This is a genomic window from Nocardia citri (assembly GCF_054065835.1).
Map to the genome: position 1 here is coordinate 41,664 of NZ_JBSUQM010000012.1, position 25,420 is coordinate 67,083.

Consider the following 25,420-nt stretch of genomic DNA (forward strand, 5'->3'; position numbering starts at 1 on the left):
ATGAGTCCGAATTCAGCTACGCCTGCCGACCGAAATCCGGATCTGATTCCTCTTTCGAGGGCGCAATACGGAATGTGGCTCGCGGACAATCTGCCCGACGGCCCGAACGTCAATATCGCACACTACGTCGAGATCGAGGGGCCTATAGCGTACGGCGCGTTCACCAAGGCGGTGAACGACGCCGGCCGCGAAACCGAGTCTCTTGTTGTCCGGGTGGTCGAATCCGGCGGACAGCCATACCAATTCGTCGACCGCAGCATTGTGTACGACGAGCCGTTGCTGGATCTCAGCGCCGAAGACGATCCGTATGCGGCGGCGATGGATTGGATGCGCGGTGACTACAAAACCAAAGCTGTTGACCTGGCCCGGGACCGGCTGGCCGCGACGCGGCTTATCCGGCTCGGCGAAGAGCGGTATTTGTGGTACGCGCGTGCCCATCATCTTGTGATCGATGGCTTCGGCGCGTTCAACACCGTGCACCGAGTGGCCGAGCACTACAACGCGTTGCTCGAGGGCAGGCCGCCCACCCGGCTGGCGGCGGCCCGGCTGGCCGACATCATCGCGGCGGAGCGCGAATATCGCATGAGCCGCCGGTTCGACACCGATAAGGCGTACTGGCTCGACAAGGTCGCCGATCTGCCGTCGGCGCCGAGTCTGTCCGGTCGTACTGCCAAGTGGAGCGAAGACGACCGCTTCGCTGGTCGGACGTTGCCGTCGCGGTTGACTGCCATGCTCGACCGTTTCGCCGACGATCTGCACGCGTCGCCCGCGCAAGTGATGGTGGCCGCGTTCGCCGCGTTTCTCGCCCGCGTGACAGACACCGACGACGTTGTCTTATCGCTGCCGGTGACGGGACGTGTGACGAGACCCTTGCGCAACGCCGCCGCGATGTTGGCGAATATGGTGCCGATCCGATTCGCCGTGGACGCGACGACCACCGTGGAAGGGTTGATTCGCGCCTCGGTGTCCGAACTCGTCCTGGCGATGCGGCATCAGCTCTACCGGTTCGAGGATCTGCGTCGCGAGTCCAACGCGTTGGACGCGGCCGCGACTTCGTTCGGTCCGATCGTCAATATCTTGTTCTTCGATTCCGAGATTCGGCTCGGTTCGGCGATCGGCCGCTACCGCGCACTGACCTCCGGGGCCCTGGATGACCTGCAGCTGAATATGTATCGCTCCGGGGCCGACGCGCCGCTGCTGATCGAATTGCACGGCAACGCCAACCTGTACAGCCAGGACGAACTCGACGTCCACGCCGGTCGATTCGTCGATTTCCTGCACCGCATGATGGATTCGCCTGTCGACACCCGCCTGGTCGACATACCGCTCGTCGATCCCGTCGAGGAGCGGCGCATGCTGGGCGACCTCGCCGGCCGCGACGGCGTGGCGATCTCTGCGACGCTCGTCGATCTGCTGATGCGACAGGCCGCGTCCACTCCGTCGACGGTGGCCGTCACCTCTGGTACGACCGCCCTCACCTACCGTGAGCTCGACGAGCGCTCGAACCGGTTCGCCCGCAAGCTCATCGCTCTCGGCGCTGGGCCGGAGTCGCTGGTGGCCATCGCGATGCCACGCGATGCCGATCTGATCATCGTCGCTCTGGCGGTGCTGAAGTCGGGCGCCGGGTATCTGCCGCTGGACCTCGCGCACCCGCTCGATCGACTCGACTTCGTGCTGAACGACGCCGATCCGATCGCTGTGGTGACGGTCCGGAGCATGCGCGATCAGCTGCCCGGCGATGCCGGCCCCGTGGTGCTGTTCGACGACGACTCGGGTATGGAGACCGCTCGTCCGATCACCGATGCGGAACGTACCCGCCCGCTGCGTGGTGACAACATCGCCTACGTCATCTACACCTCCGGATCCACGGGACGGCCGAAGGGCGTGCCGATCACTCATCGCGCGGTCGCCACCTACCTGACGAATGCGTGTACCGAATTCGGAGTCCGCGCCGGCGATGTGTGGACGTTGTTCCATTCGTTCGCATTCGACTATTCGGTATGGGAGATCTTCGGTGCACTGGTTACCGGCGGCCGGGTGGTCGTGGTGGACGGCCCTACCACGCGTTCGCCGGACGACGTCGTGCGCCTGGTGGCGCGCGAGAACGTGAGCGTCTTCAGCCAGACCCCCTCGGCATTCCATCAATTCGCGGCCGCGCGACAGCGATATGCGCAGGCGGGGGAGCCCGATGGTGAAGTTTCCTTGCGTCTGGGCGTTCTCTCGGGCGAAGCTCTCGATCCCGCGGGTTTGTCGGACTGGTACGAACATAATCCGAACCTGCCCGTGCTCGCCAACAGCTACGGCATCACCGAAACCACCGTCTTCGTCACCTATCTGCGGTTGACACCCGACATCGCCGTGCCCGGCGCACCTAGCACGATCGGCCCACCGCTGCCCGGCTTGCGCATCTACATCCTCGACGAACGATTGCGTCCGGCACCGCTGGGAGCCTGGGGTCAGATCTATGTCGCGGGATCCCAACTCGCCCGCGGCTACCTCGGCCGCCCCGGGTTGACCGCGGGACGCTTCGTCGCCGACCCGTTCGGCGAACCGGGCCGGCGTCTCTATCGCAGCGGCGACGTCGCTCGACGAAATGCCAAGGGTGAGTTGGAATATCGCGGGCGCGCCGATCAGCAGGTGCAGCTGCGCGGGTTCCGGATCGAGCTGGACGAGATCCGCAGTGCGCTGGTGAGCCACAGTGCGGTCTCGACGGCGGTCGTCATCGTGCACCTGCCGGGTACCGAAGCGGCGCGGCTGATCGCCTACGTCGTGCCCGCCGACGACGCGGCCTGCGAGCCCGAGGTGCTGCGCGCGCATGTGGGGTCGATGCTGCCGGAATACATGGTCCCGGCCCACATCGTCGTATTGCCGGCGTTGCCGCTGACCGTCAACGGCAAAGTCGATTATCGGGCGTTGCCCGAGCCGACCGTCGGTTCGGCCGGGGCGTACGTGGCGCCGCGCACCGCGGTCGAGGAGACCATCGCCGACGTCTTCGCCGAGGTTCTCGGCACTACGAAGGTCGGCGTGCTGGACAACTTCTTCGACCTGGGCGGCAATTCGCTCACCGCCACCAGCGCTTCTGTACGAATCGCCGAGCTGACCCGGTGCGAGGTATCGGTGCGCGAGGTGTTCGGCAAGCAGACCGCTGCCGAACTCGCAGCCTATATCGAAGCCGGTCGCCACTCCAGCCGTCCCGCGCTGCGGGCGCGGCCACGCGTCGAGCCCATTGCGCTCGCGCCCGCGCAGAACCGGATCTGGTTGATCAATCAGGTCGACCCCGAATCGGCGGCGTACAACATTCCGCTCGTGCTGCAGCTGACCGGACACCTCGACACCTCGGCACTGCGCTCGGCGCTGACCGACGTGCTCGAACGGCATGAATCCCTGCGAACCGTATATCCGGCCGTGAACGGTCAAGGGACGCAGGTGATCCTGTCGGCCGAGCAAGTCGCTGCCGATCTCGATGCGACCCCGCAGCTCACCCGTCCCGACGATTTCGACAACCGGATCCGCGAGCTGACCGCGACCGGGACCGATATCGGTCGACGTCCACCGATCCGGGTCGCATTGCTCGCATCCACCGACCAGCGCAGACACGTCTTGGTCGTCGTCCTGCACCACATTTGCTGCGACGGATCGTCGCTGGTACCGCTCGCGGCCGATTTCGCCGCGGCCTATCGGGCGAGGTCGCAGGGATACGCCCCGGATTGGCGGCCACTGAGCGTGCAGTACGCCGACTACAGCATCTGGCATCGCGATGTGCTCGGCGACGAAAACGATCCGGACTCGCTCGCGGCGCGCCAATTACGTTACTGGACAACGCAATTGGCGGATATGACTCGGCTGATGGAACTCCCCGCCGACCGTCGGACGCCGACTCGCCGGTCCACGCTCGCAGACATCGTCGACACCGTGCTCCCCGCCGAGACGTGCGCCGGGATAGAACGAGTGGCGCGCACGGCGAACGTCACGACCTTCATGGTCGTTCATGCCGCGTTGGCCGTTCTGCTCGCCCGGCTATCGGATTCGGCCGACGTCACCATCGCGTCGCCGGTCGCCGGCCGCGGCGAGCGCGCGCTGGAGCCGCTGATCGGCATGTTCGTCAATACGGTGCCATTGCGCACCCGGGTGCGCGACGACGAATCGTTCACGGAGTTCCTGGCGCGAGTCAAAGATATCGATGTCGAAGCTTTCGCCCACAGCGACGTGCCGTACGAACGCGTGGTCGAGGCGGTTGATCCGATGCCGTCGGCGGCGCACGAGCCGCTGTGTCCGGTGTACCTCGCCTTCGACAACATGGACCGCCCGGTCCTGGAATTGTCCGAACTCGCCGCTGAGATCCTGGATCCGGGACCGCAACCGGCGAAGGCCGACATCATTGTCACCGTCGCCGAGAGCACCAGGGCGGCAAGTGATCTCGCACTACGGATCAACTACGCGACCGAACTTTTCGATCGGGGCACGATCGAGGAATTCGCCGCGCGGCTGAATCGGATCCTCGAGTCGGTCGTGTCGAATCCGCGGCAGCGAGTGGGTGCTGTCGATGTGCTGTCGAGGACCGAGCGAGCCGCGTTGGTGCCCGCGTCGGGCGGTGGCGCCGAGGCACCACGGGTGCTGGCGGAGTTGCTGACGGTCCGGGAGCCGGATGCCGTGGCGATCGTGTCGGGCGAACGCACGGTGTCGTACGGACAGTTGGATGCCTGGTCGAATCAGCTGGCCCGGTTGCTGATCGAGTGCGAGACGGGCCCGGATGATCAGGTCGCGCTGGTGATGGCGCGGTCGGTGGAACTCGTGGTGGGGATGTGGGCGGTGGCGAAGGCGGGTGCGGCATTCGTCCCGGTGGATCCGCGGCATCCGGCCGAGCGAGTCGCACTCATGGTCGCCGATGTTCGGGTGGCATTGACGGTGCAAGCAACCCAGGGCCTGCTCCCATCCGCGGTCGAGCGGTTGGTTCTCGACGATCCGGGCACCGCGGTCCGCATCGCGGAGCGATCCCTGGCCGCGGTGACGCCAGCGGATCGGATCCGCGCCTGCCGTGCCTCGAACGCGGCGTACGTGGTGTACACCTCGGGGTCGACGGGTGAGCCGAAGGGCGTCACTGTGACGCACGAGGGCTTGGCGAATTTCGCCGCCGAACAACGTGAACGCTATCGGATCGACAGATCCGCGCGGGTGTTGCAGGTGGCGGCTCCGGGCTTCGATGCGGTGGTGCTGGAGTTGCTGATGGCGCACCCGAACGGTGCGGCCTTGGTGGTGTCGCCGCCAGATGTTTTCGCCGGCGATCGGTTGACGGAATTGATTCGCAAGCAACAGGTTTCGCATGCGTTCATCACGCCGAGCGTGCTGGCGACGATGTCGCCCACCGATATGGATTCATTACAGGTATTGGTCGCCGGTGGAGAGGCGGTGTCCGCGGAAACGGTCGCGGTGTGGAGTCCCGGGCGTCGGTTGTTCAACGGGTACGGACCCACCGAGACCACGATGATGGTCGCGATCAGTGATCCCCTGTACCGCGGCGCCCGAGTCACGATCGGTGGCCCGATCCGCGGTGTCGAAGCCCTGGTATTGGACGCGAATCTGCGGCCGGTACCGGTCGCAGTGACAGGACAGTTGTACATCTGCGGTATCCATCTCGCCCGCGGATACCTCGACCGACCGCAGGACACCGCGTCGGCATTCGTGGCCGATCCCTTCGGTGCGGCGGGGGCACGGATGTACCGCACGGGCGACCTGGCGCGGTGGACACCCGAGCACACCCTCGAATACGTCGGGCGCACCGACTTCCAGGTGAAGATCCGCGGCCAGCGCATCGAACTCGGCGAAATCGAAGCCGTCCTCGCCGAGCATCCAGCGGTTGCGGCCGTGGTGACGGTCAGCGTTGCGACCGAGAGCGGACCCAGGCTTGCCGCCTATGTCACACCGGCGACCGATGATGCCGTCGACGTGGCGGAACTGATGTCCTACGCCGCCCGCCGCCTGCCGTTGCATATGGTGCCGGATGCGGTGACGGTGCTGGACACGCTACCGCTGACGGCGGTGGGCAAGATAGATCGTGCCGGGTTGCCGGCACCGGTGTTCGCCGCCGGGACCACCGAGTTCGTCGCGCCACGCGACGCGGTCGAGCAGATTGTCGCCGATGCGTGCGGTGCTGTTCTGGGCATCGATCGTGTGGGCGTCCTCGACAACTTCTTCGATCTCGGCGGCAACTCGCTGTCGGCGACCCGCGTGGCCGCGCGGGTGAGCGCTGTGCTCGGTGTCGAAATTCCGCTGCACACCGTATTCGACGCGCCGACCATCGCGGCATTCGCGCAGGAGCTGCGGGCCATCGACGCACCCGGACGGGAACCGTTGATGCCCCAGGAGCGCCCGGCGCGGATCCCGCTGTCGCCCGCCCAGGCCCGCATGTGGTTTCTCAACCAGTTCGACACGGGCTCGGCGCTGTACAACATCGCCCTGGTCGTGGACTTGTCTGGTCCCTTCGACGTCGCGGCCATGCACGCGACGATCGCCGATGTGCTCGACCGGCACGAAGCTCTCCGGACTATTTATCCGGACAGCGACAGCGGACTGCATCAGTTGATCGTGCCGGCACAGGCGGTACTACCCCCACTGGCGCCGATCGAGGTGACGGCCGCGGACGTCGAGGCGCACATCGCCGCGGCTGCCGCGGTCGGATTCGATGTCACCCGCGAGGTTCCTTTCCGAATCACGTTGCTGCGCAGTGCGTCCGATCAACACACCCTGGTCCTGGTCGTCCATCACATCAGCTTCGACGGATCCTCGCTCGCGCCGCTGGCCGCGGACCTGATGACCGCCTACAACGCGCGAATCCGGTCAGCGGCACCGCAGTGGTCGCCGTTGCCGGTGCAGTACGCGGATTACGCTCTGTGGCAACAGAAATGGCTGGGCACCGAGGACGACCCGAACTCCCCGGCCGCCACCCAGATCGAATATTGGCGGGCTGCGCTGGCCGATCTGCCCGAAGTGCTCGATCTGCCCACCGACCGTCCGCGCGCGGCGCGGCAATCGTTCCGTGGTGCGACGGTATCGGCGGCGCTGCCCGCCGACCTCGGTCGTGACCTGATCGCCCTGGCCCGCCGCCGCAACGCGACGGTATTCATGGTGCTGCATGCGGCGTATGCGACACTGCTGGCCAGGCTTTCGGGAACCAGTGACATCGCTGTCGGCACGCCCATCGCCGGGCGCGGCGAACCCGGGCTCGAGCGCCTGGTCGGAATGTTCGTCAACACCCTGGTGCTGCGGACGCACATCGAACCCGGCGCATCCTTCCTCGACATCCTCGAACAGGTCCGGGCTGTCGACCTGGCCGCCTTCGACCACGCCGACATCCCGTTCGAGCGCCTCGTCGAAGTGCTGAATCCGCCACGCACGGCGGCACACGCGCCGTTGACGCAGGTGGGTTTCTCGTTCCACAACATCGAGATTCCCACGGTGCGATTCGAGGGCCTGACGGTATCGGCCCGGACCGCCGACGCGAGCGTGGCCAAATACGATCTGCATCTGAATCTGGTCGACACCGCGGAGCGCGACGATGAACCCGGCACCATGGCAGTCGAATTCAACTACGCTACAGATCTTTTCGACGAAGCAACGATCATTTCGACGATCGACCGATTCGTGCTGCTGCTGCGTGCGATAGTCGCCGATCCGGCCCGCGCGGTCGGAGACATCGAGCTGCTGACCGCGCATGAGGTGCGCGAGCGGGACAGGCGCGAAACCGCGACGACGACGCCGGCGTCTGCGACGATCACGGACCTGTTCGCCGCACAGGCCGCGGCGACCCCGGACAGCACGGCCGTGCTCGACTCCGAAGACGGCACGCGACTCAGCTATCGAGAGTTCGCGGCACGGGTGAATTCGCTGGCGCGTTCGTTGATCGGACGCGGAGTCGGCCCCGAAACTGTTGTGGCCGTGTCGATGCGCCGCTCCATCGACCTGCTGGCCACACTGTATGCGATCCACGCGGCCGGCGGGGCCTACCTACCCCTGGATCCGGACAACCCGCTCGATCGCGTGAGCACCGTCCTCGCCGCCGCGCGGCCGCGCGCGGTGCTCACCCGTCGGCTCGACGACGCGAATCTGCCCGACGATATTCCGGTATGGGCGCTCGCGGAACTCGATGCCGAATACCGGGATGCGTCGCCGGTGACGGACGCCGATCGGCTCGAGCCGCTGCATCCCGCGAACCTGGCGTATGTCATCTATACCTCCGGTTCGACCGGGGTACCGAAGGGTGTGGCGGTACCGCATATCGCGGTGGTCAATCAACTCCGGTGGATGCGCGAGCACTACCGACTCGGCGACGACGTCATGCTGTTGCGAACACCGGTCACCTTCGACCTATCGGTCTGGGAGTTGTTCTGCCCCTTGTCATGTGGTGCGCAGTTGGTTGTCGCGGGCCCCAACGGGAGCGGCGATCCGGATGCGGTGGCCCGATTGATAGCCGAACACCGTATTACGACAGCGAATTTCGTACCCTCCTTGCTCTCGGTGTTCCATGAGACGGCCGATGGGCGCCGGTTCCCGGACCTGCGGCGGGTGCTGTGCATCGGCGAGGCGCTGCCGGTCGAAACTGTCCGCCGTTTCCGGGACCTGAGCGACGCGCGTATCGACAACCTGTACGGACCGACGGAGGCCGCGGTCAGCGTGACCGCGTATCGCATCGACGGGCTCGAGGGCCCGGCGGTGCCGATCGGGGTTCCCGAGCCGAATGTCATCGTGCACGTGCTGGATTCGCGACTGCACCCCGTTCCAGTGGGGGTGACCGGTGAGCTGTATCTGGGCGGCATCCAGTTGGCCCGCGGATACCATCAACGTCGCGATCTGACAGCGGTGGCGTTCATCGCCGACCCGCTCGACGGCGCGCACGGATCTCGCCTGTACCGCACCGGTGACCTTGTTCGCCGGGACAAGACCGGCACCCTGCACTATGTCCGCCGTGCCGATGATCAGGTGAAGATTCGCGGGCTCCGGATCGAATTGGGTGACATCGAGGCAGCTCTGCTCACGCACGCACAGGTAACCGCCGCGGTTGCGCGAGTGTATTCCGGCCGCGACGAGCAACGCTTGGTCGCCTACGTGGTCGCTCCGGAAACATTGGACACCAAGCAGATTCGACGTCTACTGCTGGAGCGACTGCCGGCCTATATGGTGCCGTCCGCGATCGTTCGGATCGACGCGGTCCCGCTCACGGCAAATGGCAAGGTCGACTATCGGGCTTTGCCTGTTCCGGACGGGAACGACCACGCGGAATACCGGGCGCCGCGAGGGCTTGTGGAGCAGGTCATCGCCGAGGTTTTCGCCGAGCTGCTCGGTGTGCCGACGGTCGGCGCGGACGACGACTTCTTCGACCTCGGCGGGAATTCGCTGGTCGCCACGCGCGCGCTGAGCCGGATCGGCGGTACGGTCGGCGCGACCGTACCGGTGCGAATGATATTCGAGGCGCCGACTGTCGCCGAGTTGGCCGAGCGCGTTGCGCACCTGCGGGGGGTGCCCGGTCTGCCCGCCCCGACGGCGAAGCCGAGACCGGACCGTCTGCCGCTGTCGACTGCGCAGACCCGGATGTGGTTCCTCGACCAGTTCGATCCAGATTCGCCGGGATACATTGTGCCGCTTGCGCTTCGCCTCGACGGAGTGCTCGATGTGGATGCGCTCGCGGCCGCCGTCGGCGATGTCGTCGAGCGGCACGAGAGCTTGCGCACCGTATACCCGGCGGTCGACGGCACGCCCACACAGGTGGTGCTGGACGCGGCCGATGTCGTCGCGGGCTGGGACCTCAGCCCGCAGCGGATCGATGAGTGCGAGCTGGCACGTCGGCTGGCCGCGTTCTCGAACACCGGATTCGACGTGTCGAAGGGTGTGCCGGTGCGGGTCACGCTGTACCAGCTGTCGGACCGAGCGTGGGTGGTCGCGGTGGCAGTACATCACATCAGCTGTGACGGTTATTCGGTGACGCCGCTGGCGGCCGATATCGTAACGGCCTATCGGGCTCGGGCCGCCGGAAACCTGCCGGACTGGGCGCCGCTCACCATCCAATTCGCCGATTACACCCTGTGGCAGCGCGAGGTACTGGGCTCGCCGACCGACCCCGATTCGCCCGTGTCTCGCGATATCGCTTACTGGCGAACCCGACTCGCGGACATACCCGAACTGCTCGAGCTGCCTACCGACCGGCCACGCCCGGTCGAGCAGAGCCACCGGGGCGCGGTGATCCACGTCCGGATTCCGGCGCAGGTGCACAGCCGGGTGGAGTCGCTGGCCCACCGAGCCCGCGCGACGACCTTCATGGTGGTGCATGCGGCACTCGCCGTGCTGCTGTCACGGCTGTCGGGCAGCGATGACGTCGCCATCGGCATACCACACGCGGGTCGCGGCCACCGGGCGCTGGACCGTCTGGTCGGGATGTTCGTCAACACCTTGGTCCTGCGTACCCGCGTCGCGCTCGGTCAGACGTTCACCAGCCTGCTGGATGTGGTGCGGCACAGCGATATCGAGGCCTTCGACCATGCCACCGTGCCCTTCGAGCAGCTGGTGGAAACGCTGAATCCGGCACGGTCGACAGCGCACACGCCACTGTTCCAAGTCATGCTCGCTTACCAGAACATGGTGCGGGCGCGCGTGGAACTGCCGGGGCTCACCGTCGAGACCATCGATCCGGGCGACAGTGCCGCGATCTACGACCTGCTGCTCATGATGACCGAGGACCACGGGCCGGACAACGAGCCGATCGGCATGACGCTGCGCCTGACCTACGCCACCGATCTGTTCGACGCGGACTCCGCACAGCGTTTCGCCGACCGGTTCGTTCGCCTGCTCGATGGCGTCGCGACCGACGCCGATGTGCCGATCGGTGAGGTCGATCTACTCGATGCCACCGAGCGGCAGTGGGTGCTCGACCGTTGCAATGACACCGGCGACCCGCTAGCAGCGGGCCGAACTCTGGTGGACGCCTTCGATGAACAGGTGGAACGCAGCCCGGATGCTGCGGCGATTCGGCTTTCGGACGGCGGCGCGCTGACCTACCGGGATTTCGCCGCCGGTGTCAATCGACTGGCCAGGTGGCTCATATCTCGTGATGCGAGGACGGAAACCGTTGTGGCCGTTGCCATTCGGCGCTCGATAGACCTCGTGACGGCGCTATATGCGGTGCTCGAGGCGGGTGCCGCGTTCCTGCCGATCGACCCGAATCAACCGAGCGAGCGAATCGCCGCTGTGCTGGGTGCGGCGCGACCAGTGATGGTGCTCACGACATCAGCGGACAGCGACGAACTGCCCGAAGGATTCACCTCCGTTCGCGTCGATCGGCTGGATCTGGCCGGGCTGTCCGGTGCCCCGGTCACAGATATGCAACGGTGTGCACCGCTGCGGCCGGACAACGTGGCCTACGTCCTGTTCACCTCCGGCTCCACCGGTGTTCCCAAGGGAGTGGCTCTGACCCATGCCGCGACGATGAGTCAGCTGGCATGGGCACAGCAGCGGTGGCCGCACACCGCGGCCGACTCGGTGCTGCACAAGACTCCGATCACTTTCGACATCGCCGTGTGGGAGTTGTTCTGGCCGTTGCAAATCGGCGCGCACCTCGTGATTGCCGATCCCGACGGGCACCGTGACCCGGCCTACCTCGCGCAGGTCATCGCGAGCCGGAACGTCAGCACCGTGCACTTCGTCCCGTCGATGCTCGACGTTCTCCTCGAAACCGTCGGTGATATCGAATTGTCCTCGATCCGGCGGATATTCGTCGCTGGCGAGGCGCTGGCGCAGCACACCGTCGACGCCGCGGTGCGCGTGTTCACCGAGGCAGAGGTGGTGAACTGGTACGGCCCGGCCGAGGCGGAGGTAGTCACCGCCGCGCGCTGCCTGCCCGGTACGACGACCCCGGCGACGGTTCCGATCGGCGCGCCAATATCCGGCATGCGGGTCTACGTGCTCGACAAGCGACTGCAACCGGTGCCGGTCGGTGTCGTCGGCGATCTGTATGTCTCGGGTGTGCAGTTGGCCCGCGGTTATCACGGGCGCGCCGACCTCACGTGCACGGCCTTCCTCGCGGATCCGTTCGGCGTGCCGGGGCAGCGGCTGTATCGCACCGGTGACCTGGTGCGGTGGACGAGAACCGGAGAGCTGGATTTTCTGGGCCGCAGCGATTTCCAGGTGAAGGTCCGCGGTCAGCGGGTGGAGCCGGGGGACATCGAAGCCGCGGCGTGCGCGATACCCGAAGTTGCTCGTGCTGTTGCTGTCGCGACCTCGCAGCGAATCGTCGCCTACGTGACGCTCGCGTCGCCAGCGGTGACCGATGGTCGCGCGATTCGTGACCAGCTCGCTCGCACGCTGCCATCGTATCTGGTTCCGGCCCACGTCGAGGTGCTCGCGCAGCTGCCGCTCACCCCGAACGGCAAGCTCGACCGGGCCGCGTTGCCGCAACCGACGTTCGACGACGACGAGGAATTCGTCCCGGCGCGCACCGAACGCGAAGCGGCACTGGCCGATATCGTCGCCACAATCACGGGCAGCGACTGGGTGAGCGTGCGAGCGAACCTGTTCGAGATCGGTGTCGACTCGCTCTCGGCTGCCCGGATCGCCGCGCGCGCCGAGGCGGCGCTCGGTGTCCAGGTCGGTATCCGCGATATCTTCGAGGAGCCGACGATCGCCGGATTGGCGGCATCCCTGGCGCAGCGCTCGCCGACGTCGCTGATACCGCTCACGCTCCGGCCGCGCCCGACGACGATCCCGCTGGCGGCGGCGCAACGACGGTTGTGGTTCATCAACCAGTTCGATACCGCCTCGGCGGCCTACAACATCGGCTTCGCGGCCCGGTTGACCGGCGCACTGGACATCGACGCGCTACGTGCGGCGCTCGAGGACGTGGTGGCCCGGCACGAGCCACTGCGGACGGTGTATCCCACGGTCGGTGGCGAACCATGTCAGGTTGTGCTGGATGTGGCGCCGGTAATCGATGGCCTGGCACTGGACGCGGAGCCGGTCGCGGACGAGATCGTGCTGGGTGAACGGATCCGGCACTGCTTCGAGACCGGCTTCGACGTCTCGGCAGCGGTGCCCGTGCGGGCGCGGCTGTATCGCCGCGGCCCTGACGAACATATTCTGGTGCTGGTCGTCCATCACATCGCCGCCGACGGCTCGTCGATGGCGCCGCTGGCTCGCGACGTGTTCGCCGCCCACCGAGCGCGAGTGAAAGACCAAGCGCCGCAATGGAAACCGCTGCAAGTCCAGTACAGCGACTATGCGCTGTGGCAGCGGGAGATGCTCGGCGCCGAGGACGATCCCCCGTCGGTGATCGCGCGGCAGATCGCCCACTGGACCGATGTTCTCGATGGCGCCCCGGAACTGCTCGACCTGCCGACCGATCGACCTCGGCCGGCGACCATGTCGATGGTCGGTGGCAGTGTTCGCTTCGACATACCGCAGCGGCTACACGACGAGGTCGTGCGGCTGGCCCGTCGAGAGGGCGTGACCGTATTCGTCGTGCTGCATTCCGCACTGGCGATCGTCTTGGCGCGCACCGCGCACACCGACGACGTATCGGTCGGCACGCCCGTAGCGGGTCGCGGCATCCCGGCGCTGGATGATCTCGTCGGCATGTTCGTGAACACCGTGGTGCTGCGCACGTCGATCCGCGACGACATGTCGTTCCGGGAGTTCGTCGCGCGGGTGCGCGGTGTCGACCTCGAGGCGCTCGCGCACGCGGACCTGCCGTACGAACGACTGGTCGATCTGCTCGACCGGCACCGGTCGACGGCGTATACGCCGCTCTATCAGGTGCTGTTCGGGTTGCAGAACACCCCGGTGGCCGGGTTCCAGCTGCCGGATGTCGATGTCGAACTGCTCGATCCCGGTATCGCCCAGGCCAAAACAGACCTCACGCTGTTGCTGACCGAACGCCTCGACGGGGATCAACCTGCCGGTATCGAGGGCGAAATCATTTATGCCACAGATATTTTCGTCGAGTCGACGGCGACGTCGCTGGCCGAGCGATTCATCCGCGTACTCGATGCAGTGGTCTGCGATCCGACGCGGCCGTTGGGCGACCTCCCGCAGATCGGCGCCGAGGAGGCCGAACGACTGGTCCCGGCGCGCGGCGGCGACGCACCCGCGCCACGCCTGCTTCCCGATCTGCTGGCCTCTGCCGTGGCAATCACCCCCTCGGCGATCGCCCTGATCGACGGCACTCGGATCCTTACGTACATCGAACTCGACCACCGTGCCAATCAGCTTGCGGCGCAGCTGCTTTCCTGGGGTGCGGGGCCAGGAATGTGCACCGCGCTGGCCGTGCCACGATCGGCCGACTATCACGTCGCCATGTGGGCGATCACGAAGACCGGCGCCACCTTCGTGCCCGTGGATCTGCGCTATCCGCCGGAACGGATCGCCTATCTGCTACACGACTCCGGTGCCGAAGTCGGCATCACGGTCGCGCCGGCACGTACATCGCTACCGGACGGCGTGCGCTGGCTGGTGCTCGACGACCCGCGCACGGCCGCCGACATCGCGGCATGTCCCGGCCACGCCGTCGCGGACGCGAACCGCCCACGCGCACTCCGGAATCGGGATGCGGCATACCTGATCTACACCTCGGGTTCGACCGGGACCCCGAAGGGCGTGGTGGTTACCCACGAGGGGCTGGCGGCCTTCGCGGCCGAACAACGCGAGCGCTACCGGGTGGACAGCACCTCGCGCGTGCTGCAAGCTGCGGCACCCGCCTTCGACGCGGTCCTGCTCGAAGCGTTGATGGCGCACGCCGCCGGCGCGGCGCTGGTGGTCTCGCCGCCGGAAGTTCTCGGCGGCGCGGACCTGGCCGCGCTGATCCGAGCGCATCAGGTGACGCATGCGTTTCTGACACCGAGTGTGCTGGCGACGATGTCCCCGGCTGAAGTGGATTCGGTGCGGATGCTGGCGGTCGGCGGCGAAAAGGTGGGCGAGGATCTGATTGCCGCCTGGGCGGCCGGGCGGCGATTGCACCATATCTACGGTCCGACCGAGACGACGATGGTGATCACGATCAGCGACCCGGTGCAACCGGGCGAAGTGCTCACGATCGGTGGACCGATCCGCGGTGCGCAGGCGGTGGTGCTCGACGCGCGGCTGCGGCCGGTGCCGATCGGCGTAGCGGGAGAGCTGTACTTCTCGGGGACCGCGCTGGCGCGCGGCTATCTGAATCGCCCTGCGACAACGGCAAGTTCGTTCGTGGCGAACCCCTACGGTGCGCAGGGTACGCGGATGTATCGCACCGGTGACATCGTCCGTTGGACCACGCAGGGCACGCTGCAATACATCGGCCGCCTCGATTTCCAGATCAAGATTCGGGGCCAGCGTGTCGAGCTGGGCGAGATCGACGGCGCGCTGCTCACGCATCCGGCGGTCGCCACGGCGGTCACGGTGAGTCGTAGGGGGCCCGGCGGGCAACCGGTGCTCGCCGCCTACATCACGGCCAAAGCCGAAGCGGTTGCCGATCCGAGCGCGGTACTCGAGCACGTGGCGGATGTTTTGCCCGCTCACATGGTGCCGGCGACGATCACGGCGCTCGAGCACCTGCCGCTCACCTCGACCGGTAAGGTGGATCGAGAAGCGTTGCCGGAGCCCGTCTTCGAGACCACCCAGGACGATGCCGCCGCGGCATCGACCGAACGGGAACGGGCCATCGCCGCCGCCTTCGCGGATGTCCTGGGCGTCGCGACCGTAGGTGCGACCACCTCCTTCTTCGCGCTCGGCGGCGATTCCATCATGTCGATCCAGTTGGCCTCGCGACTGAAGTCCGCCGGCATCGGTGTGACGGCTCGAGACATCTTCGAGCGCAAGACAGTTCGCGGACTCGCACAGGTGGCGCAGGCCGCCGCGCGGGCGCCACTCGCGGAGCTGCCCGGCGGTGCTGTGGGCGAGATCGCTTTCACGCCGATCGTGTCCTGGTTCGTCGAGCGACTCGGGGCACCGGCCCGGTTCGCACAGTCGATGCTGGTGCGCTTGCCGCGTGATGTGCGCGTCGACGACGTGCGCTCGACCGTGCGGGCGATCGTCGAACACCACCATGTCCTGCGCTCGCGGCTCGACGCCCGACGCTGGGAGGTGCCGGCATCGAGCGCCGATACCGCCGGCTCGGTATCTGTGCGGACCTTCGGCGCCGACGAGGCGCCAGGCAGTGCCGGTTTCGCCGCCGTGGCGCAGGCAGCGTCCACCGCGGCGTTCGACCGGCTCGACCCGGCGGCGGGCAGGATGGTGCACGTCGTGTGTCTGCTGCCCGAAATGGGCGTCGACGCGCAGGCGCGTGCCCTCATCGTGATCCATCACCTGGCAGTCGATGCGGTGTCGTGGCGGATTCTGCTGCCCGACTTCATGACCGCGTGGCAGCAGATCACCGAGGGGCGGCCGGTCGAGTTGGCCGAGCCGGGCACCTCGATGCGTCGCTGGTCGGCGGCGTCGATCGCCGCCGCGACAGCGCGTGCCGGCGAATTCGAGCTGTGGCATCGGATCTGTTCGGCACCGGATCCGTTGCTCGGATGTGCGGCTTCGGATCCTGCGCTGGACACCCAGTCGACCGTGCGTGAGCTCACGGTGTCGCTCCCGACCGACGTGACCTCGGCGTTGCTCGACGAGGTGCCCGAAGCCGTGCGCGGCAGCGTCGACGATGCGTTGCTGGCCGCTCTGACCGTGGCCCTGACTCGCTGGCGGCGGCGGCGTGGCATTGCGCATGCGGGCATGAAGGTCCTGCTGGAGGGGCACGGTCGCGAGGAGCAGATCGCCGAGGGCGCGGATATTTCCCGAACCGTCGGCTGGTTCACTACTCGGTATCCGGTGGCGCTGGACCTGAGTGGTGTCGATCCCACTGATGTGCGCGCGGCGGTGAGATCCGTGAAAGACCAGCTGCGCGCTATCCCGGACAAGGGAATCGGTTACGGCCTGCTGCGCTATCTGAATACCGAGACCTCCGAGCGGCTCGCGGCACTGCCGGAGCCGCAGATCAGTATCAACAACCTCGGCCGATCCGGCGTTGATCTCACGACACTGACGGACCTGGCGTGGGTTCCGACCAACGAACCTTTCGACCGACGGGCGGCATTCGATCCGGATATGCCGGCGGCGGCAGTCCTCACGATCGACGTCAACATCGTCGACGCGGCGGCCGGACCTGAGCTGTCGGCGTACATCGGCTACGCCTCACGGTTGCTCGACCACGACGACGTAGCCGAACTCGTCGAGGAATGGGTCGACGCCCTGACCGCGATCGCCGCTGTCGCGAACCAGGACTGGGGACTGAGTCCGGCAGACGTTCCGCTCGTCGAGCTCACCCAGCGCGAGCTGGCGGAGTTCGCCGACCGGTACGGGCGATTGAGCGAGGTGTGGCCGTTGGCATCGCTGCAGGCGGGGCTGCTGTTCCACGCCGAGGTCGCGGCGGGCCGCCTCGACGTCTACATCGCGCAGTCGGTGCTCACGCTGTCGGGCACGGTCGACGAGCACCGCCTCGCGCGCGCCGGGCGGGCCCTGCTCGCACGGCATTGCAACTTGCGGGCCGCGTTCACTCGAACCGCCGAAGGCGTTCCGGTACAGGTGATTCCGGCCGATACCGCCATCCCGTGGCGCAGCGTCACGCTGTCCGACAGCACATCGAGCCTGCAGGAGGTGATCGACGCCGAGCGGGCGACCGGGTTCGATCCGGCTGATCCGCCGCTGCTGCGGTTCGTGATCGCTACGGTGGGGCCGCAAGATTTCCGGCTGATACTGACCGCCCATCACCTCTTACTCGACGGCTGGTCACTGCCGTTGCTGTGGCGTGAACTGATCGGTCTATACGCGGTGGACGCACAGCCACAGTTGCTGCCCGACGCGGTGCCCTACCGCGATTACCTGGAATGGCTGGACCGGCGCGACCGTACCAGAAGCGTCGAGGTGTGGCGGGCCGCGCTGCGCGGTGTCACCGAGCCCACGCTGGTCGCCGATCGGCACACCGACACGGCCGCGACCATCCCGATCGATCTGCAGGTCGTTCTCGATCGCGACGTGACGGCCGAGTTGGTGGATTTCGCCCGAACACACGCGGTGACGATGGCGACGATCGTCCAGTTCGCCTGGGCTGTGGTATTGAGCAACCTGCTCGGCGGCGACCGTGTGGTGTTCGGCAGCACGGTGTCCGGCCGTCCGGCCGACGTGCCCGGAGTCGAGTCGATGATCGGTCTTTTCATCAATACGATTCCGGTCGTCGTCGAAGTGCGCCCAGACCGGACCATCGAAGACGCGCTGGCTCGATTGCAGGCCGACAACGCCCGTCTGCTCGACCACCACTACCTCGAACTACCGCAGATCCTGGCGGCCGCGGACGCGGTGTCCCTGTTCGACACGCTGGTCGTGTTCGAGTCCTACCCGGTCGACAGCAGCGGATTGGGCGACGCTGACATCGATGGTATGCGGGTGGCCGCGGCGCAGGGTCGCGACGCCGCGCATTACCCGATCACCGTGCAGGCGCACCACACCGACCGACTGCACGTCCGGCTGCGCTACCAGCCCGACCGCATCGACGACGAAACGGCGTCCGGTCTCGCTGCCCGGCTCGGCATCGTGCTGCGCGCGATCACGACTGATTCGCACGCGCGGCTCGATTCCGTCGATTTACTGTCCACGGCCGATCGGCGCGAATTGGTGCCCGCCACCGGAGGCAGTGCCGCGTCGCCGCAACTGCTCGCGGAGTTGCTCGCCGCTGGCGTGGACGTGAATCCCATTGCCGCAGCCCTGCTTTCGGGGCAGCGCAAGATGTCCTACGCTGAGTTGGACGCGCGGTCGAACCAGCTGGCGCGGCAGTTGATCGAATGCGGTGTCGGCTCCGGCGACCACGTCGCGCTGGCGATGGCACGATCGGCGGAGTTCGTGCTCGGCCTGTGGGCGACGGCCAAGACGGGTGCGGCGTTCGTGCCGATCGATCCGCGCAATCCGGCCGAGCGCGTGGCGCATATGATGGCGGACTCCGGTGTGCAGGTCGCGCTCACTGTCGAGGCGTCGCGGGATCTGCTTCCTGACGCGGTATGCGCGCTGGTCCTCGACGATCCGGATACCGATACCGCTATCGGGACGCAGTCGGCGGCCGCCGTCACCGATGCCGATCGCCTGCGTACGCCACAGATCCGGGATGCGGTGTACGTGACCTACACCTCGGGGTCGACCGGAATCCCGAAGGGCGTCATGGTCACCCACGAGGGGCTGGCGAATTTCTCCGCGGTAGTGCGTGAGCGCTTCGGCGTCGACACCGGTTCGCGCGTGCTGCAGGCGGCCGGTCCCGGTTTCGATGTAATGGTCCTCGAAGTATTGCTGGCCCATACGAACGGGGCATTGCTGGTGGTGGCGGCACCGGATGGATTCGCCGGCGACGAGCTGGCGGAATTGATTCGGGCGCAACGGGTATCGCATGCCTTCCTCACCCCGAGCGTGCTGGCCACCATGTCGCCGGCTGGTATGGATTCGTTGCAAGTGCTGATGGCCGGCGGCGAGGCCGTGACACCGGAACTGGTCTCGGTGTGGGCACCGGGCAGACGGCTGCTGAACGGGTACGGACCGACCGAGGCCACGATTCTGGCCGGGATCAGCGGTTCGCTGCACCCCGGCGATATGGTGACGATCGGCGGACCGATTCGTGGCCTCGAGGCAGTGGTGCTCGATCCGTGGTTGCGACCGGTACCGGTCGGGGTGGTGGGGGAGTTGTACCTCGCGGGCATCCAGCTGGCGCGCGGGTATGTGAACCGGCCGGCGGCCACGGCGGGTGCCTTCGTGGCGAACCCCTTCGGCGCGGCAGGGTCGCGCATGTACCGCACCGGCGATCGTGTCCGCTGGACCCCGCACCACGCCGTGGAGTACCTCGGCCGCCGTGATTTCCAGGTCAAGATCCGCGGTCAACGCATCGAACTCGGTGAAATCGAAGCCGTGCTCATGCAGCATCCCGGTGTCGATCACGCGGTGGTCGTGGTGCGCACCGACGAGCGCGGCACCGACCGGCTCGTCGGCTATCTGGTCGGGGACGGGCGCATCGATCCGAGCGAGGTCAAGGCGGCTGCTCGACGTCATCTGCCCGCGCACATGGTGCCCGAAGTGCTGATGCCGCTGGCAGAGCTGCCGCTGACCGCGACCGGCAAGCTGGATCGGGCGGCACTACCCGCGCCGGAATTCCCGCGCGAGCGGGAGTGGGTCGCCCCGAGTACCGACGCCGAACAGCATGTCGCGGACGTTTTCGGTGACGTCTTGAGCGTCGGCGCAGTGGGCGCCGCGGACAGCTTCTTCGAGCTCGGCGGTAATTCGCTGTCGGCGACGCGGGTGGTCGCGCGATTGCGCACGGCACTCGGGGTGAGCGTCGGCATTCAAGACCTGTTCGACGCCCCGACAGTCGCCGAACTGGCCGCGCATCTCGCTACCGCCGGCCGGAACGTCGCCATGCCGCCGACAACGCGCGCCCGTCCAGCTCTGGTACCGCTGTCCCCAGCGCAGCAGCGGATGTGGTTCCTCAATCAATTCGACTCATCCGTCGGCGCGTACAACATTCCGCTGGTGATCCGGCTGCGGGGCGAGCTCGATATCGATGCGCTGCGGTACGCGTGCGAGCTGGTCATCGACCGGCACGAGTCGCTGCGAACCAAGTTCCCGATGATCAACGGGATGCCCTGTCAGGTCATGGTCGGCGTCGACGAGGTGGCACCGGCTTTGGCTCCGATCCGGGTCGACGAACAACATGTGCTGGAGCAGGCGGCGGCAGTGGTCTCCACGGGATTCGATGTGACCCAAGCACCTCCGGTGCGAGCCGAATTGTTCGCTCTCGGCGACCGTGATCACTTGCTGGTGCTCTGCGTGCATCACATCTGCGCCGACGGACAGTCGATGATGCCGCTCGCGCGGGACATGGCGATGGCCTACGAAGCGAGTAAACAAGGGACACAACCGAACTGGCCGCCCCTGCCGGTGCAGTACGCCGACTACGCACTGTGGCAGCGCGAAGTTCTCGGCGACGAACACGATCCGGACTCACTCGTCTCCCGGCAGCTGCGATTCTGGATCGACAGCCTCACCGGGCTGCCCGAACTGCTCGAGCTGCCGACCGACCTGCCCCGACCGCCGGTGCCGTCCATGCGTGGCCGGGCGGTTGATTTCGAGCTGTCCACCGAATTGCACGCCCGCATCAATGCCCTTGCCCGTGCGGCCAACGCGACGGTGTTCATGGTTTTGCACGCAGCCTTGACCGTGCTGCTGTCCAGGCTGGCCGATGTCGACGATATCGCGATCGGCACCCCGGTGGCCGGCCGCGGCGACCGCGAACTCGACGAACTGATCGGCATGTTCGTCAACACGCTGGTGTTGCGGTCGCGGGTGTCGGCGGGGCAGCCGTTCGTCGATCTGCTGGCTGCCACCCGCGAAACGGATCTCGCCGCATTCGCCCATGCCGATGTGCCCTTCGAGCAGGTCGTGGAGGCGCTCAATCCGCAGCGGTCGACCGCTCACATGCCCCTCTACCAGGTGACGCTCGACGTCCAGGATCTCAGCGCGGCCGCGTTGGAGCTGGCGGGGCTCACTGTCGAACCGATCGAGAACGGCTTCGACCAGGCCCGCGCGGATCTGAACGTCAAACTCGTCGAACGGTTCGATGCAGAGGGCCGTCCGGGCGGCATGGTCGGACGGCTGACCTTCGCCACCGATCTGTACATCGAGCAGACGATGACTCGGTTCGCACACGCGTTTACCCGGATCCTCGAACAAGCGACCGTGGATCCGACTGTCGCCGTGGGCGACATCGATATCGTAGATCCCGACCAGCGGTGCGAAGTGCTGGAAGCTGCCGGAGTCGACGGCATCGCGGTCGCGGATGTGACCCTGCCCGAGCTGTTCACCGCTCGCGCCGCGACGCAGCCGGATGCGGTCGCGGTGACCGACGGTATGTCGCAGCTGACCTACGCGGAGTTGGATCAGCGCGCCACCCAGCTCGCCGTTCGCCTCACCGAGCACGGTGTCGGGCCGGAAACCCTGGTGGCAGTGGCGTTGTCGCGTTCGGTCGACTTGGTCGTGGGCCTGCTCGCGGTCGTGCGCGCAGGCGCCGGATATCTGCCGCTGGATACGGCGAACCCGCCGCAGCGATTGCGTTTCATCCTCGACGACGCACGTCCGGCCGCGGTGTTGACCTCGGCCGAAATGGCAACCGACGTACCAGGATACGTGGCACCAACGGTACTGATCGAAGAATCCTGGGCCGAAGTCCGGGACTGTCCGGTGCCCTCGACGGCGCGACCGGACAATCTCGCCTATGTGATCTATACGTCCGGGTCGACCGGCACTCCGAAGGGAGTGGCTGTCAGCCATCGCGAAGTCGTCACACTATTGACCCACGCCGCCGAACGGTTCGACTTCCACCCCGACGACGTGTGGACGATGTTCCATTCGTACGCTTTCGATTTCGCGGTATGGGAAATGTGGGGCGCCCTGCTGAGCGGAGGCAGGCTGGTCGTCGTCGACCACAACAGTTCACGGTCGCCGGAGGCATTGGTGGAACTGGCGGCGCGCGAGCGCGTCACGGTGTTGAGTCAAACCCCTTCTGCCTTCTACGGATTCGTCGATGCGGAGCGGCGATATCGCGAATCCGGCTGCCGCTGCGGCGATCTCGCGCTCCGGTACGTGGTCTTCGGTGGCGAGGCATTGGATGCGGCGCGGTTGACCAGCTGGTTCGCCGCGCATGAACCCGGATCGCCACAATTGATCAACATGTACGGGATCACCGAGACCACCGTGCATGTGACATTCGCCGAGGTCGATGACCCGAGCGCAGCTCGGATAGGATCACCGCTGCCGGGGCTACGAGGATATGTGCTCGACGACCGGCTGCAGCCGGTACCGATCGGTGTCCGCGGCGAGATCTATATCGCCGGCGGACAACTCGTGCGCGGTTACCTGCGGGCTCCGGCGTTGACAGCGGGGCGCTTCGTGGCGAACCCATACGATCCGATCGGCGGCCGATTGTATCGGACGGGCGATCTCGGCCGCTGGCGCAAGAGCACCGGCGGGCTGGAGTTGACCTACGCCGGCCGGGGTGAAGCACAAATTCAGTTGCGCGGGTATCGGATCGAGCTGGGCGAGGTGGAGTCGGCGCTGCTACGGCATCCGTCGGTGTCGCGGGCCGCTGTGGCGGTGCACCGCCACGAACGCGACATCGATCAGCTGATCGGTTACGTCGTCGGTATCGACGGGCAGCGGATCGATCCGGGCCAGGTCCGGGCGGCCGCCGCTGAGGTGCTGACGAATTATATGGTGCCCTCGGTGGTCATGGTCCTGCCCGATCTGCCGTTGACCATCAACGGAAAGCTGGATCGAAAAGCATTGCCCGCTCCCGATTTCGACGCAGCGGTACATCGGTTCGTCGCACCGCGGACTCGTACCGAGAACGCGATCAGCGATGTGTTCGCGCAAGTCTTGGGAACACCGCGAGTCGGGGTGATCGACGGATTCTTCGACCTGGGGGGCAACTCACTGCTGGCCACCATGGCGGTAACAGAGTTGCGGACTCGTGGTGTGAGCATCGAATTGCCCTGGATGTTCGAGGATGCGACTCCGCAGACGCTTGCGCGCAGGGCCGATGACTCGGAAGGCGACTCCGGTCTGAAGGTGCTGCTGGCGCTGCGCGCGAGCGGATCCGAGTCGGCGGTCTTCGCCGTGCACCCGGCGGGCGGTCTGGCGTGGTTCTACGGCGGCATCATCGAGCATCTGCATCCGCATCGGCCGGTGTACGGGTTACAGGATCCGCACGTCGTGTCCGGCGAACCGCGTGCGGAGTCCGTCGACGAGCTCGCCGCACGCTATGCGGCCGAGATTCGCCGAGTGCAGCCCACGGGTCCGTATCACCTGCTCGGCTGGTCGTTGGGCGGACAGATCGCGCACGCTATGGCGGTACAGCTACAGCGCGACGGTGATCGGGTCGGCATCGTGGCGGTGCTCGACAGCGCGGCAGGTGCACCATCGCAATCAACCGCCTTCCCGGCAGGTCAGCCCGCACCGGGACAGCTGATGTCCGATCTGCTCGGCGGCTGGCGGGAACTGTTCGACCTCGGCGACGAGCTCCAGGCGACCAGCCACGAACAAGCGTGGAACGTCATCCGGGACCAGGTGGTCGCAACTGGACTGTTCACCGCCGAACAGACGGATCGGGTGATGGAGAGCTTCCGAACCGCGAGCGATATCTCCGCCGGCTATCGCCCGAATGTCTTCGATGGCGACCTGGTCTTCTTCACCGCCGGAAAAGACCACGCGGACCACGCCGCCCTCGCGCACACGTGGCGGCCCTATGTCAGCGGCGACATTCACAACGTCGTCGTCGACGCCCGCCATCTCGAGTTGAGCCATCCGCATGCGCTGGCCATCGTCGGCCCTGTCCTCGAAAGGTTCATGGAACAATGCTGACCACTTTGCAACAACTGCGTCTCGACGACGGCAGAACGGTGACCTGCACGAGCCCGGCCGAGGCCCGAATGCTGTGGGGTGAGACGACCGCGCCGCGCGGGTTCTACCGGCGTGCCGCCGCGTGCCTTTGCCCTGGAGACGTCGCACTCGACATCGGCGCCAACATCGGACTCAGCGCGATGATGTTCGCCGACACCTGTCCCGGCATTCGGGTCATCGCGGTCGAGCCCGTGCCGATGACCTTCCGCTGCCTGGACCGCAATATCGCAGCGCATGTTCCGGACGGTATACCCCTGCAGATCGCGGTCGGTGCCACACCGGGCACGCTGCCGTTCACTTGGTATCCGCGCGCATCGGCGAACTCCGGTTTCTTCGCCGATCGCGAGGCGGATGACGAAGCCACCAAGATCTATCTGCGCAACTGCGGCTTGGACGACAAGGCCATCGCGCTCATCACCACCGGCCTGCACGACGGCGTAGCACTGGAGGTCCCGGTCACCACCGTTTCGGCGATACTGGACGAACACTGTCGCCACAGCGAGATCGGGTTGCTCAAAGTCGATGTCGAACGTGCCGAATTGGATGTCTTGCGTGGCATCGCCGAAGCGGACTGGCGTCGTATCCACGCTGTCGTCGCCGAAGTCCATGATCGAGACGGCCGCCTGCGAGAAGTTTGCGAGCTGCTCGGTCGGCAGGACATGTCCGTGCAGACTCAGCAGGACCCGCGTTTGATCGGAACCGAAATGCACGAAGTATTTGCTGTCAGGCCCGCACCGACCAACTGACGGTAGCCGGATCGGTGCCGGCGCAGTTTCGACTGTCGCCATTTCGACGGGACTTCGGGTTGATCTCGGGTGGTTGTGCTGAGGTGAATTGATCTCACCACAACGTGCCGCAGGTATCGGAATCAATTGGACAACAAGGGATTACGATCCAAACGACTTCACCGCGATGCGGCACATGTGGCAGCGCCGCGCATGTGCTCCGC

The 25,420-nt window shown here is 66.5% G+C and carries 2 protein-coding genes; both read left to right on the forward strand.

The window, feature by feature from the left end; translation table 11 throughout:
• A complete protein-coding gene (locus ACW2Q0_RS18280) occupies window positions 1-24,432 on the forward strand; it encodes a non-ribosomal peptide synthase/polyketide synthase (protein WP_457191641.1) in 24,432 nt (8,143 codons plus the stop codon).
• Entirely contained in the window at window positions 24,426-25,217 is a 792-nt protein-coding gene (locus tag ACW2Q0_RS18285) for an FkbM family methyltransferase (RefSeq protein ID WP_457191643.1), read from the forward strand. Before ACW2Q0_RS18280 ends, ACW2Q0_RS18285 begins: the two co-directional genes overlap by 7 nt.
• Window positions 25,218-25,420 lie beyond the last annotated feature (203 nt).

Bases quoted from the DNA above. Each gene is read 5' to 3' on its own strand.
- ACW2Q0_RS18280 (WP_457191641.1), top strand. From the start codon at position 1: ATGAGTCCGAATTCAGCTACGCCTGCCGACCGAAATCCGGATCTGATT.
- ACW2Q0_RS18285 (WP_457191643.1), top strand. From the start codon at position 24,426: ATGCTGACCACTTTGCAACAACTGCGTCTCGACGACGGCAGAACGGTG.